The following is a 15,842-nucleotide window of genomic DNA, read 5'->3' on the forward strand; positions in this document are numbered from 1 at the left end:
AATAGACAGTTAATGTGGCAAGCAGAACACCAAAACCGATTTTCTTGCATCTGTCTCTCTGTTCTTTTTTCTCTTTCGTTCTATTCCTCCTCTCCTTTTTCTAATACACCGTATGATCTGTGGTAGTTATAGAGACTGCTATAGTAACTGGAAATCGTATTTACAGAATTATAGAGAGCAGTGATCAACATAGCCCGCATATTCGTAACTTTTGTTGTGTTTTTCTCCATACAGTTTAAAACAAACTGTATATGCTCCATTCCGATTTTTTGAAATTGTGCTTTTACAATCTCAGCTGGCTTGTCTTCCCGATTTACCCGAATCGTTTTTGCAGAACAGGTTTTCACATCTACCAGGATACCTACCAATTCATCTATCTGCATATTATAGGGATTATCATGTTTTAAAGCCCCATAAGAAATCTGTTCCCTGACTTCCTTTTCGATTTGAAACAAAGAGGAACTCTCTGTACTGAATTTTCTGTTTGTATTCTCTGTATTTGTCTCACCGATATAGGATACCTCTCTCTCCCAAAATGGAGACTCCATTCCCCCGGTATCCGTGATACCTGTCTCCTTTTTCAGGGAGGGGTATCCCCCATTTAAGTGACACCCCTGCTCGTGATCCGGATAGGTAAGGGCTTCCAATATGTCCACGTTCAAATCTAGAAACAATACATTTGGCACTTGCTGCCCATTTACATGAAGTGTCCGAAAAACACGTCTGATCACTTTCATTTTTTCCAGTTCTACTACCGCATTTGTTGCATCTCTTTTCGTAATCCCAAACTGGTCTGCAATCTGCTGATAACTTCGCTGCAAAAGATCTGCATGGAATTTCTTTTTCAATCCTACAAGTTCTCCTGTCATTTCATCACGCACTTCTGTCGGACGGTACCAATATACAATATCCGCCAAAATGATGATTGCATTTAAGTTGGGCTTTCCTGTTGATTTTCGAATGGTTTTATACCAGGTAACCGGTATGATATTTCCTGAAATATGTAGGCGGCTCATTCTATCCACAGTCACACTTCCAGTCCGAAATTGATCCTGCATGGTCTCCGTCACCTCCTATAGTGCTTCCATAGAAACCATACCTGCCTACACCTCCATAGCCAACAGATACTGCTTTACCTTTTCACAATCCAGTACCATTATCTCCACCCCCTCTCCATAATAATCTTTTAGCAGTTCCTGTTGATAATCAAAGCATACCGCCATACCCCTTCCGCGTCTTTCCATATCCTGTTTGACCATTTGAAGTTTTCTCAGTTCCAGTTCATATACAAAATAAACAGGAATTCCCTTTTTCAGCCCCGCATAAATCGGGAACTCGTTTCTTTCCACTTCGTCTAGTATGGTCTCTAAAAAAGTGGAAAAGGCATGACTTCTCTCCTTATCTGTAAGTAGCTCTATTTGAAGATAAGCCCCCTCCTTGTCTTGCGGCACAAAATAATATTGTTCATACACATCATCCGTCTGGAACAGCTCCTGTTTCACACCACCACTGCTAAGGAGTATCTTTCTCAATAATTTCATGGAGTCTCCGAACAAAATGGCTTTTCCTTGCCATGTAATTCCTGTCTTCAGCAAATTGCGTTCTACCCAACACCGCATAGCTGTTTCCATTTTCTTTGACCATTTCATCAGATTCCCCATACTGTTGTAAACCACAAAAACTTCCTCATTTTTCATGTAGAGGCCACAGGCTCTGGAACCCTTAACCTGATCCGTCCCCTGCTTTAATTCCTGACTCCCATAATAGGTCCCCAAAGATGTTTTCCCGTAACAATCCTGTGTAAAAATCTTAGGCTTCTCTGTTGCAAAAATCAGGTTCCCATGCATAAAAAAGTACCCCCATATCTGACTCATGCGGTGCAGGCGTAACCGCTTTTCCAGTTCTGATTTCACATGGTTTGTCTCGCTTGCCCCTATAAGATAACTTCCAACCTCTTGACGATAATCCTGCAAAAGATAATTTTTCCCTTTCTTTCCCAGAACATATCCACGCAGTCCTTCTCTATACCGTAAAAGAAGATATCCTTTTTTCTTTAAGTCGGTAATCAGACTGGCTGTATAGGATTTAGAACCCACAATTTTCTCCGGCAAATTCGCCGGCATCTCTCCTGAAATCGCAATCATTTTCAGGAGTATATCGCCCTTTTTTTCCTTTCTTTCCAATGTCTCCCATTTATCCATCTCTGTACCCTATCCTTCTCATACCTGGGTATTTCCCACCTGCCTTTTCCACTTCCTTTTGCTTTAATTTACGGAAAAACCCGTCATATTATCTTATCGAAATTTCAGTATGTGTTCTCTGTCAATTTTTCGATACCAAATTTTGCTGTTTTTCGTAAAGCCACAACGGAAATTTTTCCGGTGTCAACAGATAAATCATTGTGCGTTCCACATCTTCCAACCGTGTTTCGTGATACACATTTGTATAGCATCCACTATCCGATGTCAGGAAGAAATTAGATATCACATCTAACACATGCTTCTCTTCAATATTGTCATGATCTCGTACCCTATATATCGGGCGTTTACAATCATAAATATGAGAAAAGCAGACGGTACATGCTCTGTATTCCGGTATCTCTTTATTCTGTTCTGCCCGTTCGATACACCAGTGTTGAAAAGCTGTATACAACGGTTTATAAATGTAATTTGTATACTCTGTTTTCCGGTGCGGTATCAGTGCTGGAAGGGAAATACTTAGAATATTCTCTTCATACGCAATCTCAATCCCATGTATCAATACCAGATCCGATTGGTATTGCTCATATTTTCTCTTATCAAGTGTCATCTGGAGAACAAGATTGCGCATCTTTTCTGTCAGGATTTCAGAGCTCTTTGCGGCTTCCAGCACCATATCATTCAAGTTCTCAAAATGAATATTGACGCACTTCCTGGCATACGCCTGTAATAGATTGCGTGCTTCTGCAAGCATGGATTCCACATATCCTGCCGTTTTCTGTCCCTCGTCCAATTGTTCTTTTAGTCTTTGTATTCCTTCTTTTTCGCTATTCCCTCCTATAATATTCCACCCCTCCTTCTTCTTCCTGCACCGTACAAAAACCTATCACATTTGGGATTTCTATCTGTGGGATTTCCTCCGGATTTTCCACAATAACAACATGTCCACACCCGTCCAGTTTCTGTCTGGAAAACAACTGATTTACCAGTTGGATCTCAGCTTCCGATATATAAAGAATATCGTAAATTTCCGCATTCCCCACAAATACAATACGAATTGGATACTCTTCCTTTTCTGCCAAGAAATGTCGTTCGATTTTTTTCTGTTCCATCAAAGAAAGAAGAACCCAGAATGCTTTTAATGTGCCTTTTTCCCGCAACTGATAGGCATCTTCATGTTGGGATACCGTTTTTGTGACTTCGTTTATATAAATCAAATGTTCTTTCAATAACGTGTGCAGTGCTTTTCCTACAAATTTCTCTTTTCCATCTACTGCAAAAAAAGCATAAATCTGCCTTTTATATAAGACATTATAAGTTTTAACAAGTTCCAGTATCTGACGTTCTACCTGTTTTTGATTTGTTACATGTTCCAAAATTTTTCTCCTTTCCATTTTAGGATTGCGTATAAATTACGTATTCTATCAACCTGAATTTCTGATTGCGTAATCTATACGCATTTTATGGTTACGATACCTCTACAATCATTTGGACATTCCCCCTTTCTCATAGGCTGTTTCCCCGTACTTCTCCAACCGTTCCTTAAGTTCCTTTAAGTCTTTCCGGTCTGTTGTAATCAAATCTTTTTCTAACCGGCTTGCCTTAAATTCTACTAACAAGTTGTTATTATTAGTGGAAATCAGTGCATTTCCTCTCTCAAATCGGGTAATAGCAAGCATCTCTGCTTCAGACAAATCCAATTCCTTTTTTACGACTTCTGCCTCCTTATGCTCCAGATTCAGAATAATCTTTGTCTTTGTGTTATTTAAGACACCTTTTCCATACTTTCCGCCTTTTAAAGAGAAAAAGTCTTCCAAATCCTGACTGGCACATACCGCAGCGCCTCCATACCCACGTATCGTCTTAAAAATTTCAAGAATATAATTTGCCGTCAATTCGTTTGTTGATAAAAGTGCCCAACATTCATCAATAAAAATAGCCTTTTCTTTTGTACGGTCTTCTTTTGCTTTTGACCATACAAAATCCAAGGCCGTAAAGGTAGCAAGTCCCAAGTCGCTCTGCATTTCTGAAATATCCAGTATCATATATTTGTTATCAGAATCTATATTTGTCTGATGATTAAAGTTCGAAGAAGAACCATTTACCAGCCGGTTTAAAATATTTGCCATACGTCTGGTTTCTTCTTTTTCCAAAAGCACCTGATAAAGATCTCCCAAAATTGGCATTTCTTTATACTTCCCTGGTTGTTCCTGATTCCACAAGCTTGCATTATCATGAGTAATCCCTTTCTTCTGATATGTAATGATAAACGCCTCATCCAAGAGCTGACGCTCTTCATGGGTAATATCCGGAATTAAAATAGTAAAGAAAATATGCAGGCTCTGAATCTTCATAGCAAGTTCTGAACGCTCTGAAGCCTGTCCGTCTAAAATTACCCTTGCACTTTGATCACTTGGCCGTATCTCCATGATATTGATTCCATATTGGGAACCTGGGGCAATCTTCAAATATGCCCCACCTATATTTTTACATGCCCTTGCTAGTTCATGTCCTTTTTCCGGTGCAATAATAAATACCTGAATATTTTTCCTTCGCATTCTCAAAGCCATAAGCTGCAGGCAAAATGTTTTTCCGGCACCACTGGTTCCCAGAATCGCAATATTCGCATTTTTGTAAATTTCACTGTTAAAAATATCAACGATTACAAGGGAATTGTTGGCTTTATTCACTCCCATTAATATCCCGTCCCGATCTGACATTTCATAACTTACAAAAGGATAACACGCTGCAACACCGGAAGTCAGAACATTTCGTTTTGATTTCTGGTATAAGTTTTTGTCCAGATTCAAAAGTGGAAGGGACGATAAAAATGCCTTTTCTTCAGAGAATGTACATTTTGCAGTTCCGATATCCTGTGAATTTAACAGTTTTGCCATTTCCCTCGCACGCCACTCCACTTCCTTTTCTGTATAACCGGTAATGGTAATCAGCATAGACATATAATATAGTTCTTCATTTCCACTTAGCCCTTTTTTTAGGTAAAAACCGGCACGTATAGACTCTGACAGATCATCAAAATCGCTATTGGTGTCATAAGTTTCTTTTAATCTTGAGCGATTCAGACGTATCCTTCGTCCAATACGCTCCACACTTTTTCCTTTATCCTGCTTAAAGAAAAACACATCAACATCAATTCCTTCGCCCGCATTGATAATCAGAGAAATCCAGCCTGCCGGAACTCGCATCCGGTATTTTCCAGAAGGAATATACAAATAGGTATGATATACCCCATCAAATACCACACAGTTCCTGTGCTTAAAATTCAATGTCTTTGGGGCAAATAATTCGGTTACCGGAATATGGTGAAGACTCTCTTTTCCATTCTCCTCCTGATACCACTGGGTAACCAATTTTATCCGTTCTGAAAAAGGAACGGTTACACTTGTCCTTCTATTCAGCAACTGATAAAACAATTCTACACAAAAGCGGGACTCGTTTTCGTGTTCTAATACTACATTGCCACATATCGCCAGATATTTTTTTGCAGTCTGCACTGTTGTCCGCATATACTGGTACACTTCTTTTTCTTTTGGTTTACGGTTCCCATCATAAGACTGAAACTCAAAAATCAGAAAGAATCGTCTTGTAATCGCTTCTTTGGTACCTATAGAACGGATGAGACGTGCATAATCTTCTTGAAGAACCCTGCACTGTTCGTCTTCTTCTGCCTCAATCTCCTGCTGTATTTTTTCCAAATATTCCGAAATATCGGCCTTTTTGGAAATAACTTTAAACTGCAGCTTGACTGGTGCAATCTTTAAATAACTCAAAAAAGAAAATACAACGTTTCTCTGTTCGCTTGGAGAACGGAGCAGAAAGTTAATCGGCAAGACTTCTACAATTTTCACATACCGGTGATCTGCTGTATAAATAATCCCATCTTTTATTTTCTCAATCGGAAGATAAGAGGATGCCCATGTAACTGGAAGAAAATCCTGTTTTTCTTCTAACTCTTCTGATTTTTTCTTTCTCCGTATCTCTGACTGCGTATTTTCTCTTACTGGTTTTCTCGGATACTCTGCTTGATTAAGCTGCTTTTGCAGTTGATGTTCTTCTTTCTTCTGCTGTTTTCGTATCCTTTCCTCTTCCAATAACTGCCGCCTTTCAGCTTTCTTTTGTTCCGACTCCAAAATTTTCTTTTCTTTTTGCTGACGTTTTTCTTCCTTTTTTGCCTCTTTTAACCGTTCTTCCAGTTCCTTTATTTCCTGACTGATGATTATCTCCTCCTTTCTTACGGCGTTTATGCTCTCTTCTTTCTATCCGCCGTTTTCTCTCCAACTGATATCTCCCGCTTGGTGTTGTAAGAACTCTTCTATTTTTTAAAAAACATAAAATATGAAACAAATAGGCTGTCAATCGTTCTCCCTGCACACCTATCACAGCAAAAATGACAACTGGAAGAATAAATATAATTCCCAGATAAATTTTGGTTCTGCCATCCACCGGTACTTGCAGCAAAATTTTTAATAAAATAAGCGACATCACTGCCGCTTCAACTACATTCCCCGCACTTACTCTTCCGGAAAACCATTTTCCTGATTCCGCAAAATTAGGCGGTATGGTATATGTATCTACTTTTTCTCGTTCTGACATTTTCTGCCTCCTATGTATATGGTTGCTTTTTCTTCCGCACAAACAGATATCCCCCAAGGGAAATAATCACTACAGGAATAATAAGTTTTCCTATAGTCTTTAACAGCTCTTCTGAAACCCCATCGGTTTCCATTTTTTCTGTCTGTGGCGCATTTGCAGATGATCGCATATCTTCTGTGTCTGTTGCCATTCCAATACATTCCCCTGTTACCTGAAGGTTTTCAATTTTTACTTCTGCTTCTTGCATACTAAATTTCGCTTCGTCATATAGTACTCTATACAGACGCTCCTTCTCCACTGCATCTACAGATAAGTGATAATCTCCAGGTGCCAGTTCTAAGTTTGTACTATACTGATTGGCTTCACACAGTTCAAACAAATATTCTATTCCGCTTTTCTCCTTTACACTCCCCTTCACGGTTCCTGAAAATTCCTCATATACTTCCGCACGTATTGCCAAGATTCCCGTATTTTGGTTTGTCACTGTAAAGTTTTCACTTATTTGCTCTTTCTTTTTCCAATCCTCTGATTTTTTTAACACTTCTCCATTCTTCCCAAACAGGACATATCTTCCGGCTTCATGGACAGAATCATACGCCCATGTATCTTCCAGACGATTTCCTTTTTCATCATAACCGTTTCCATTTTCCCATTTGGTGATAACGGGAAGTTCCACTATAGATACCGCCATGACCGGAACAGAAAACATCATCCAAAAAATTGTACATATAAGCACAAAAACAATTCTTTTACTCATTTTGTTCCTACTTTCCAATAATCCAAAAAGCTCCTTCCGACAAATCCCTTCCATAACTTTTTATGGTTTCTACGCTATAAAGTTTTCCAGTTCTTTCTCTGCTTGCACAATCAGCAATCGTGATATGTCCATCTGTGGTCACTCCGGTAAATACAATAAAGTGTCCACTACTTCCTCCGGTAATCGTATAAGCTTCACAGATTTCAACAACCAGTTTTCCTTCTTTTAAGGATTCCACCACATAATCCATACGGTCTTTTCCTACCCGTTCACAAGTCAATCCCCAGTGAGTTGCCGCATTTTTCACAAAAGAATGACTGGTGCCTACATTGGGTACATATTCTCCATTTTGCTCTGCAAAAGTTTTCGTGATTTCCGGTGTTACATTCTGGCCAGTAAAAGTGGAAATTACAATCGCCAGAGAAGTTGGTCCGCACCCGGCAGCACCAACATTGCTTGTTCCATAAGGAAGGCTTGCCCACGGTTCTTCTGTCTGATTAAAATAAGTGACTTCTTTCACACAGTTTTCAACCGTATCATATCGGATTTTATCTCCGGTAACATCAATATTTCCAATCAATGAATCATCAACCCCACCTCCTGTCACAAAATCCGTCCATGAAAATAGGGAAAATATTGCTTCCTTTAGCGCATCAACTCCATCCTGCATAATCTGAAGAACCCGTAAAACCAACTCAAATGTCCCCTGATCCAGTACATACTTATACTCATACTTGTTTCCGTTTTGAGATAACTGTGAACTCAATAGTAAAGCCAATGTATATTCCACCGTTTTTTCACCTACTTCTTGCTCTTCCATCTGCACATTCTGTCCACTTTCCTTTAAAGTCAGATAAGTTTCTTTTGTAATCTCTGTCTTTCCAGCTTCTGTTATCACATAATAGACTGTTTTTACAGATGACTGCTCTCCCGTATTGCTTACAGACCATGAAAAGAATTGCGGCACATATTCTGTCACCGCATTTTTTAACAGTTGGTATGACTTTTCCAATTCCTCTGGACTCCATTCGGTATCAGAGGAACTTCCCGTTCCACTGGGCTGTTCCAGTATTTGAATATATCCCATTACCTTTTTTACATGGTTCTGGGTTTCTGTATACGGTGGAATTTGATATCCGGCATTGATGACTGCCTGCGGACCTGCATTATATCCAGCAATAACCAATTCCAAAGCATTTTCATATCCCTGAAACATTTCCATAAGCTCTGCAACGTATTTGGCTCCCCCCATGATATTCTGTCTAGGATCATACGGATCTGTTACTCCCAGTGAAGCAGCAGTTCCAGGCATTAACTGCATAATGCCAATTGCACCTGCACCAGATACTACATTAGGATCAAAGTTTGACTCTACTTTCCCCATTGCAATCAAAAGTGCTACCGGTACATTATAGGTATTTGCCGCTTCCTCAAAAAAGGCATCATATGGACTGCTCAAATCTGTATCCAAGTTCATGTCCAGACCACCAGAATATCCGAGAAAAGATTTTCGCGTGGTGCTGTCCCACTTTTGCATCAGTAAAATCCCCACATAATAAGATAGGTTATCTTTTAATCTTGTCTCATATTCATCTACGATTGTCAGTTTATGTTCTCTATAATTTGCCTGATAATCTGCCTGTATTTCCTGCAGCTTCATATCATGTTCCTGAGAAATAATAGATAGCAGCTCTGTTTGGTATGCTTCTACTTCCAGCACCTGTTCAATCCTGCTTCTTATTGCTGCAAGTTCTTTTGACTGCGCTTCATTTGCAAAAGAATTAGCATCCATAAATCCAAGATAGGAAAACAGAATACCAATGAAATTCACAATGATGAATAGGAACAGTAAAATTGCCGCCATAATTGCTGCAACTACTTTTTGGAACGTCTTATTTGTCACTAAAAATCCAACAACCGTTCCAAGAGGTCCTGCAATTGCTGTTCCAATGGTACTTCCAGCCACACTGCCTCCTGCCGCTGTTGCCGTAGAGTAAGCTGCCTGAGCACCTTTTGCTGCATTTTTTGCATTTTTTATGCCATCTGCAACCTGTTTTGCCTGCTTTGCTGTTTTTGCTGTCTGGATAGCAGCATTGGCTGTATTGTCAAGAGGTGATGTATCATGCCTTTCTTCTGCCATTTTACACCTCCCTACCAGTCTTTACGCTCATCATATCCCTGTCGCAATTCACGTCTGGATTTTGGAATTTCTGGAATCCCATCTTCTAGTTTCAAACTTCTTTCTGCCTCGTTTGGGAGAACACTTTCTCTTAAATTCTGTCCTTGTATCAGCATCTCTCGTCCTAAAACATCGCTAGTTTCCATTTCCCCTGTTGTCGGAACATCTGAAATTCTTCTTTCTGCCCCTTGTCCAAACTCATTTTGACTGGAGAGACAATCACCTGTTGGATGTTCCCTTGTTTCCTCTGAAAACTTTGGAATTACGGACTCTCCTTTAGAAGTCGAAACACCACTTTCTCCAATTTCGTTTAAAATACCAGATCCGGAAGTCTCCATTCCGCCTGAAACTTCCTGTGCAGAATATTCCCTTCCAGCACTGCCGCTTGTGACCCCTTCCAAATCCATTTCACTTTCACCAATGGTTCCACCATCCAGATCCATACCAACGGATGTAGCTGTTTCCTCTTCCCTTGGATAATCTAAAGCTCCATCTGCTTCTGTCAGTACCTCTTGTCCATTTTCAGATTCTACTGGAATACTATCTGTATCCAACATACCTTCTGCATAACTGCTTCCAGTATTTTCTGCTTCCATAGCAGGAACTTCTGATACCGAATTTTCCTTCAGGTCAGAAAGATTTCCTTGTTCCTGTGTAGGTTCAATTTCTTCTCCTTTTACCAATTCACCGCCTTCTCCAAGTCCATAATTTTCTGTACTAGCTTCTGGATTTTTCATTTCTTCTTGCTGTGAAGTAATTCCCATTTCGTCCAGAATATTTTCCTGATCTGAAACTGTGTCTGCTGTTTTACCATCATCTGCATTGTCCGCATACCCCTCTTCCAACGGATTTCCTGATACGTAATCTTCTCCCATTTCTTCCATATCCATAGGATTTCCAGTACTCATTGGTATTGGACCTGCACCATCTCCCATTCCGGAAGAAGTTCCCATTGCTTCACTATTTCCTGTATGTTCTCCATTTTCCATACTCTCAGTTGTACTATGACTGCTATGTCCGAATGAGAATAATCTGCTGGCTGCCATCATTAACCCAAAAGCGCCCATTCCATTCGACATTCTTCCAAGATTAATTCCAAGTGAAGCCATATAAGAATCCATTTTAAAGCACACTTTTGAAAATCCAATCAAACATAAGGTTGCAATAAAAAACTTTGTAAAACCATAGTGGCTTGCGGTCAAATTTCCATACCCGCTTAAAAACATTTTCATACACCACGCATTCATAATGATTAAAACAACTTGTCCACCAAACATCTTGCTCCAGGATGCTAATACATTATTCGTTGCCTTAGAGCCACCTGTCGAAAATGCCAAAGGTGCAGTATAGGAAAAAACACCCAACAGAACATACCGTTCTGCAATGATAAACAGCATTTTAAAGTAATTCCATGCAACGACAAACTGCATAATCAGTAATAGTATGGAAATGCTCAATCCATCAATTCCAAGACTTGCCGATGCCTGATCCAGAGAAGATACAAAATCAGAAAAACTTTTTACTTCAATTTCTGTTCCTGCTACCCACTGATAAGGAGTACCAGCCACTTCCAAAATATAATTTGCTACTGGTCTGGCAAAGAGCAACATAAATAAACATAAAAAGCTCCTGCAGACCAACTCCACCGGATCTTCCGCTGCAACACCGCCTCTTCCAAACATGGTTTTGAATAACTGCCAGATTAAAATCAGCAATAGGATTGCAATCCCCATAGGAAGAATAGCATTTTTATACAAATCTTTTACTACTGTAAATAAGTCTTCAAACAAACTCAAATTGCAGGATAGTAAATCTGTGAACATTCCGGTAATGAGGTCCATCATGTCTACTAAAAACTGTGAACAAATTTCCCGGATTCCTTCAATCAATAATTCTAATAACCAGCCCAACTAACTTCATCAACCTCCTTTTCCCGGGAGGGCTCCGGTATATTATGTTTTTTAACCAGTAAAGTTCTGCTGTGGAACGAGAACTTCCATGTAGTTTACAATCGCTCCAAGTACCATTAACACTGCCCAACAAATGACAATGCGTTTCAGCCACGTTCTTGACTCATCCACTGTTTTTCCGCTTTTTGAAAAATTCATCAAAAACAAACACACTGCTGAACACACAACTGCTGCAACAGTAGCAATTCCTACTACATCGTTATACACTTTCTGCATAGCGTCTTTTGCCATAGAAAAGATGTCCGCAGCATATACTGGCTGTGTAAACCACGCCAGCATGGTAATCATGAAAAATCCCATAAACATAAATTGAGGAATCCAGGCAGTCTTCATTTTAAACTGTGGTTTCCTCAATTTCTCTACGATATGCACTTGTAATTTTTTATGAAACAAACATCATCCTCCCTTCCTCTTTATTTCAGGGCAACAAAAAAAGCAACCATTTCTGATTGCTTTTTTCCCTGATTATTCAGTTTTGCGGCCCTCCATGTAGATACTCACATGCACAAAACTTTACGTTATCATTGTAAAACTTTAAGAATCCGATGTCAATTTCAGAGAGGTCGCAATGTTATAGGAAACCAGTCTTATTTTTGTATCACTTATAAAAACATATACACAGTAAGTATCGTAATGACATTTTTGAAAAATCTATTCCAAAAAATCCATTTAACAATATTTTAATAGAATAAAGAATCTAGTTTTTACAAACCTATGATATTTTAATACTGAAATCTAAAATAAACTATTTAGGAGGTATCATAATGAAGAAAAAAATACTCACATTATTATTAACAGTCACAGCTTTAGGTGTAATTCCTTTTTCAGTTTATGCTAGTGACACCGACACTGCCAAAGAGAATGAATGCAACGAAGTGATTACAAATCAAAAAATTATTAATGAGAAAAATCCAGACGGCACAATTACACAGGCTGGATTAGTAACATTTGAATATCAGCCAAGCTCATCTGACTTAAAAGCAGGAGGATGTTCATCTGGCCATCACACCAATATCGTCAACAATGGAACACCAGACACTACACGCATCCACGGAAAAACACACCCTGGATATTGCCAGGTAAAAACAACAACCTATTGGAGATGCACAAATTGCAACACAACCGGTCATGATGATAAATATACACTTGTCTGGTGTCCAAGTGCAGATATAAGTGGTGATGAACCTGGCAATGAACCTGGCTTACAATAAACAAATTTTATAGGATCTCAATAATTTTACATAGAAAAAGAGTGGTTCATTTAGATTGTATCAACTATTTAATAAATATAAAATCCAGTGTATTTGTGAACTCTAATTTTGAACTATGAAATAGTATAATTATGGTAATTACATTTCCAGTTCAAAATGTAACACACAAAAAAAGGAGTACCAGAAATTCGAGAGCATTTCCTCATTGCTCCGACTCTGTGTACCCCTTTTTTAATAAATTGATTAGTCTTCTATTTCTATAAGGTACTTATACATTTGCCGCTTTATACCATGACTGCGTTGTTATCTTTCTCCTAAAATCCCTTTTATAATTTTCTTTTTTTCTATATCCTGATGATTGTTTCCTTACATTCGCTTTATATTCCTGATAATGTTCTTTCTTATGATAATTCCAACAGTTATTTCTCCATTTTTGAGCGAGAACAGAATCCGTAGAACTTAGCAGTAATAAAATTTCCATTGGGCACTGACATTCCTGCGGTAGTTCCCCTTCATATTGCTCATTGCATAACAGATTGTAATACATTCCTTTCTGAATGCAAAGTGGCAAAACTGCTGCGTATACAAAACTTTTACCAAATCGGTCCGTTGTCCTGACTGCAGCATAATATACCTCTTCTACAATATAAGACAAAATTACTTCTTTCTCCGGTATCCATCTTCCTCTTTCTTCGTATCCCCTTTGTCTGAAAAGTTTATCACACTCTACTCTTATTTCTTCTGAAACTGCAGCTTTTAATAATCTTTCATTTTCTATATGAAAACATATCCAACTCATTCTATTCACCTCTTCTTATTCTTTTGAAAAAGCAGGAACAAGAATTTTAATACCCTTCTTGATCCTGCCCTTTTTCTACGCTGCTGCTTTTAAACTTTCTGCTTCATCTGCAAAAAACTGTATATAATAGGTCTTTTCTTCTCCTTCTACTACAATATGATTTACATCCAAAGCAATAATTTTTTTAACTACTTCTGTTTGGAATTTGTTACCTTTCCAGTAATAGTGTAGTGGTCTACCTGTAATAACTGGAAATACCACCCAGCCATGCGTCCATATCATTTTTTTGATTTTCTTGCTTTTTACCATCCTTGTTCCTCCTTTTCAACATAAAAAAGGCACTGACTGTCCAATAACAATCAATGCCATTCTTTTTCTTGTGGATATATCCCTATCCTAAATTTTTCTCCTATTTAAAATAGGACTATACCTTTGTGATGTCAGTCTATACTGATATCATAAATAACTACACAATCATCATAGCACAATATCTTGTGTATATCAATACTTAATATACAAATTATTGTGTTCTTCTGTTTTCATAGGAAATTTTATAATACTTTTTAAAACTGCACATACCAATTCCTGGTATAAATCCTCATCAAATTTCCCATTACTTTTTGCGTATTTTAACAACAAAGGACGGTACATTTCTATAATTTCAAATACTGCTTTTTTATCCTTATTTCGTGCTTTCCATAATAATTCTTCAAATTCTCTTTCCTGCATCTTTTCCTTCTCCTAATTCCCTGCGAATTTTTTTAATTACGTTGTAATAGGTATTTTCAGCCTTTTTTCCAGATATTCCTATAGCCATTCCTATTTCATCAAATGTCTTTTCGTACAATATTCGCAGACAGAGAACCTTTATATGCAATGCCGAAAAACTTTTCAGTATATGTAAAAGTTTATTGTCTGTCACCTGAGCAAACAATTTTTCCGTATCAATCTTTCCCCAAAAAATATCGTGTGCTTCCATCATTTCATTCCATTCTATTCCCCTTCCTTCTACATTTTCCAAATCCTCTTCTAAAGTAATCTCATGCTCTTTAATCTTACTTTTATCGTTCATATAGTTAATAGTGGTATTTCTTACTGCACTCTGTAGGTATGCACTAAATTCATCTATAGTAGTTCGTTTTTGTTTATCCATAAATCTCCTCCTGAAATCTGTTTTTAATCTATAATCCGTTTCCAGGCGGAGAGTTTTACTTCTATGTTACTATTACTTGCTTTTAAGTAATAATTACAAAAAAGCTGCTAGAATTCTTCTAACAGCATAATGTTCCTTTACTACTCTAATTATGTTTTTGCATCAAAAGACAGCATAAATAAACTTATATATTTTTTTCATTATGTATATATCTTTCAATCATGCACTCTTCTATTTCCTCCATTCTGTCTGTCGAATTTTCCAACTGATCAAACTCTCCAATTTCCTCTTGGTCCAAAGCATCTTCAATCATTTCTGTTAAATCTTCTTTTTTACATCCAGGTTTGAATATGTGTCCACAATTAGGACAAATCCGATACCAAATAATAATCTCAATTCCACATTTCGGGCAAAACTTTTTTTGATATCTCTTTCTCACTAAAAGAAGAATAAGAACCATTTCCTGCAAAAGTAACAATAATGTCAACAGCAGAAATGCCCATTTCTTTCCATTCCATGCCATCCCCACAAGCAGTCCTTGTAAAATTGTCATTCCTCCTAAAATATACTCTACTCTATTCCGCATTTTTCCTCTCTTTCTAAAGTTCTTCTTTATAGAAACTTTTATTTTCCTCTAATTCCTCTTTCTCCATTTCCTGAAGCAATTCTTTATTTTTCTGTATCATGAGAATATCCTCCTCTTGCAGTGTTGGAAGAAATTCATCTTGTAATTGTACGACTCTGTTTTTCTTTGGTATATCCAGCTTCTTGTCTATCACCGCCTGCTCTTTTGAAAATTTTCCTTCTATGTTTTGATGATATGCAAGAACCGCCTTTACAACAAACTTTGCTTTTCTATGCCCTAACTGGTTTAGTATTCTTGCAACTTCCTGATGATCCGGGTCCTCTTCATCAAATCCCAAGGAAAATCTGTACGGATTTTGTTTTGCCATACGTCCTC

17 protein-coding genes are annotated in these 15,842 nt (G+C 38.0%); 1 reads left to right on the top strand and 16 read right to left on the bottom strand.

Annotated features, from left to right (window positions below):
• Positions 1 to 80 precede the first annotated feature (80 nt).
• The 10 genes from HED67_RS06290 to HED67_RS06335 form a co-directional block, all read right to left on the bottom strand.
• Complete coding sequence (locus tag HED67_RS06290) at positions 81 to 1,058, bottom strand: DUF6017 domain-containing protein (RefSeq protein ID WP_021739085.1); 978 nt, start codon at positions 1,056 to 1,058, stop codon at positions 81 to 83.
• A 45-nt stretch (positions 1,059 to 1,103) separates the two neighbouring features.
• Positions 1,104 to 2,201, bottom strand: coding sequence for a hypothetical protein (locus HED67_RS06295; RefSeq protein ID WP_021739084.1), 1,098 nt, complete (start codon positions 2,199 to 2,201; stop codon positions 1,104 to 1,106).
• 121 nt (positions 2,202 to 2,322) lie between these two features.
• Positions 2,323 to 2,991: a DUF6100 family protein gene (locus HED67_RS06300; RefSeq protein ID WP_021739083.1), complete on the bottom strand. Its 669-nt coding sequence runs from the start codon at positions 2,989 to 2,991 to the stop codon at positions 2,323 to 2,325.
• A gap of 34 nt (positions 2,992 to 3,025) precedes the next feature.
• Positions 3,026 to 3,574, bottom strand: coding sequence for a DUF5697 family protein (locus tag HED67_RS06305; protein WP_081695236.1), 549 nt, complete (start codon positions 3,572 to 3,574; stop codon positions 3,026 to 3,028).
• A 108-nt stretch (positions 3,575 to 3,682) separates the two neighbouring features.
• Entirely contained in the window at positions 3,683 to 6,349 is a 2,667-nt protein-coding gene (locus HED67_RS06310) for a TraG/VirB4 family ATPase (RefSeq protein ID WP_021739081.1), read from the bottom strand.
• Positions 6,324 to 6,812: a hypothetical protein gene (locus tag HED67_RS06315; protein WP_021739080.1), complete on the bottom strand. Its 489-nt coding sequence runs from the start codon at positions 6,810 to 6,812 to the stop codon at positions 6,324 to 6,326. Before HED67_RS06315 ends, HED67_RS06310 begins: the two co-directional genes overlap by 26 nt.
• Before the next feature lie 10 nt (positions 6,813 to 6,822).
• The gene (locus tag HED67_RS06320) at positions 6,823 to 7,569 is read right to left on the bottom strand and encodes a hypothetical protein (RefSeq protein WP_044963395.1); all 747 of its coding nucleotides are present in this window, start codon (positions 7,567 to 7,569) and stop codon (positions 6,823 to 6,825) included.
• A 7-nt stretch (positions 7,570 to 7,576) separates the two neighbouring features.
• Entirely contained in the window at positions 7,577 to 9,709 is a 2,133-nt protein-coding gene (locus HED67_RS06325) for a transglycosylase SLT domain-containing protein (RefSeq protein ID WP_021739078.1), read from the bottom strand.
• Between the two features lie 11 nt (positions 9,710 to 9,720).
• Positions 9,721 to 11,658: a hypothetical protein gene (locus HED67_RS06330; RefSeq protein ID WP_049946821.1), complete on the bottom strand. Its 1,938-nt coding sequence runs from the start codon at positions 11,656 to 11,658 to the stop codon at positions 9,721 to 9,723.
• A gap of 51 nt (positions 11,659 to 11,709) precedes the next feature.
• Positions 11,710 to 12,111 carry a hypothetical protein gene (locus tag HED67_RS06335; RefSeq protein WP_021739076.1) on the bottom strand — a complete coding sequence of 134 codons (402 nt, stop codon included), beginning with the start codon at positions 12,109 to 12,111 and terminating at the stop codon, positions 11,710 to 11,712.
• A gap of 371 nt (positions 12,112 to 12,482) precedes the next feature.
• Between HED67_RS06335 and HED67_RS06340 the strand changes: the two genes are divergently transcribed.
• Complete coding sequence (locus tag HED67_RS06340; RefSeq protein ID WP_021739075.1) at positions 12,483 to 12,929, top strand: hypothetical protein; 447 nt, start codon at positions 12,483 to 12,485, stop codon at positions 12,927 to 12,929.
• A gap of 268 nt (positions 12,930 to 13,197) precedes the next feature.
• Here the strand turns inward: HED67_RS06340 and HED67_RS06345 are convergent, their stop codons facing one another.
• The 6 genes from HED67_RS06345 to HED67_RS06370 form a co-directional block, all read right to left on the bottom strand.
• Positions 13,198 to 13,728, bottom strand: a complete 531-nt coding sequence (locus HED67_RS06345) for a hypothetical protein (protein WP_021739074.1) — start codon at positions 13,726 to 13,728, stop codon at positions 13,198 to 13,200.
• A gap of 75 nt (positions 13,729 to 13,803) precedes the next feature.
• Positions 13,804 to 14,037 carry a hypothetical protein gene (locus HED67_RS06350; protein ID WP_021739073.1) on the bottom strand — a complete coding sequence of 78 codons (234 nt, stop codon included), beginning with the start codon at positions 14,035 to 14,037 and terminating at the stop codon, positions 13,804 to 13,806.
• A 192-nt stretch (positions 14,038 to 14,229) separates the two neighbouring features.
• Entirely contained in the window at positions 14,230 to 14,457 is a 228-nt protein-coding gene (locus HED67_RS06355) for a helix-turn-helix domain-containing protein (protein WP_021739072.1), read from the bottom strand.
• The gene (locus HED67_RS06360) at positions 14,438 to 14,881 is read right to left on the bottom strand and encodes a sigma-70 RNA polymerase sigma factor region 4 domain-containing protein (RefSeq protein ID WP_221717783.1); all 444 of its coding nucleotides are present in this window, start codon (positions 14,879 to 14,881) and stop codon (positions 14,438 to 14,440) included. The genes HED67_RS06355 and HED67_RS06360 overlap by 20 nt, the downstream gene beginning before the upstream one ends.
• A 184-nt stretch (positions 14,882 to 15,065) precedes the next feature.
• Positions 15,066 to 15,434, bottom strand: a complete 369-nt coding sequence (locus HED67_RS06365; RefSeq protein ID WP_044963348.1) for a hypothetical protein — start codon at positions 15,432 to 15,434, stop codon at positions 15,066 to 15,068.
• A 46-nt stretch (positions 15,435 to 15,480) separates the two neighbouring features.
• Positions 15,481 to 15,834 carry a hypothetical protein gene (locus tag HED67_RS06370; RefSeq protein ID WP_021739011.1) on the bottom strand — a complete coding sequence of 118 codons (354 nt, stop codon included), beginning with the start codon at positions 15,832 to 15,834 and terminating at the stop codon, positions 15,481 to 15,483.
• Positions 15,835 to 15,842 lie beyond the last annotated feature (8 nt).

The sequence above is a fragment of the Pseudocoprococcus catus genome (genome assembly GCF_019734885.1).
GTDB classification, from domain to species: Bacteria; Bacillota; Clostridia; order Lachnospirales; family Lachnospiraceae; genus Coprococcus_A; species Coprococcus_A catus.

Coding starts and splice junctions, on each gene's coding strand:
- HED67_RS06340 (WP_021739075.1), top strand. CDS start 12,483: ATGAAGAAAAAAATACTCACATTATTATTAACAGTCACAGCTTTAGGT.
- HED67_RS06355 (WP_021739072.1), bottom strand. CDS start 14,457: ATGCAGGAAAGAGAATTTGAAGAATTATTATGGAAAGCACGAAATAAG.
- HED67_RS06370 (WP_021739011.1), bottom strand. CDS start 15,834: ATGGCAAAACAAAATCCGTACAGATTTTCCTTGGGATTTGATGAAGAG.
- HED67_RS06360 (WP_221717783.1), bottom strand. CDS start 14,881: ATGGATAAACAAAAACGAACTACTATAGATGAATTTAGTGCATACCTA.
- HED67_RS06320 (WP_044963395.1), bottom strand. CDS start 7,569: ATGAGTAAAAGAATTGTTTTTGTGCTTATATGTACAATTTTTTGGATG.
- HED67_RS06365 (WP_044963348.1), bottom strand. CDS start 15,434: ATGACAATTTTACAAGGACTGCTTGTGGGGATGGCATGGAATGGAAAG.
- HED67_RS06325 (WP_021739078.1), bottom strand. CDS start 9,709: ATGGCAGAAGAAAGGCATGATACATCACCTCTTGACAATACAGCCAAT.
- HED67_RS06295 (WP_021739084.1), bottom strand. CDS start 2,201: ATGGATAAATGGGAGACATTGGAAAGAAAGGAAAAAAAGGGCGATATA.
- HED67_RS06350 (WP_021739073.1), bottom strand. CDS start 14,037: ATGGTAAAAAGCAAGAAAATCAAAAAAATGATATGGACGCATGGCTGG.
- HED67_RS06315 (WP_021739080.1), bottom strand. CDS start 6,812: ATGTCAGAACGAGAAAAAGTAGATACATATACCATACCGCCTAATTTT.
- HED67_RS06345 (WP_021739074.1), bottom strand. CDS start 13,728: ATGAGTTGGATATGTTTTCATATAGAAAATGAAAGATTATTAAAAGCT.
- HED67_RS06290 (WP_021739085.1), bottom strand. CDS start 1,058: ATGCAGGATCAATTTCGGACTGGAAGTGTGACTGTGGATAGAATGAGC.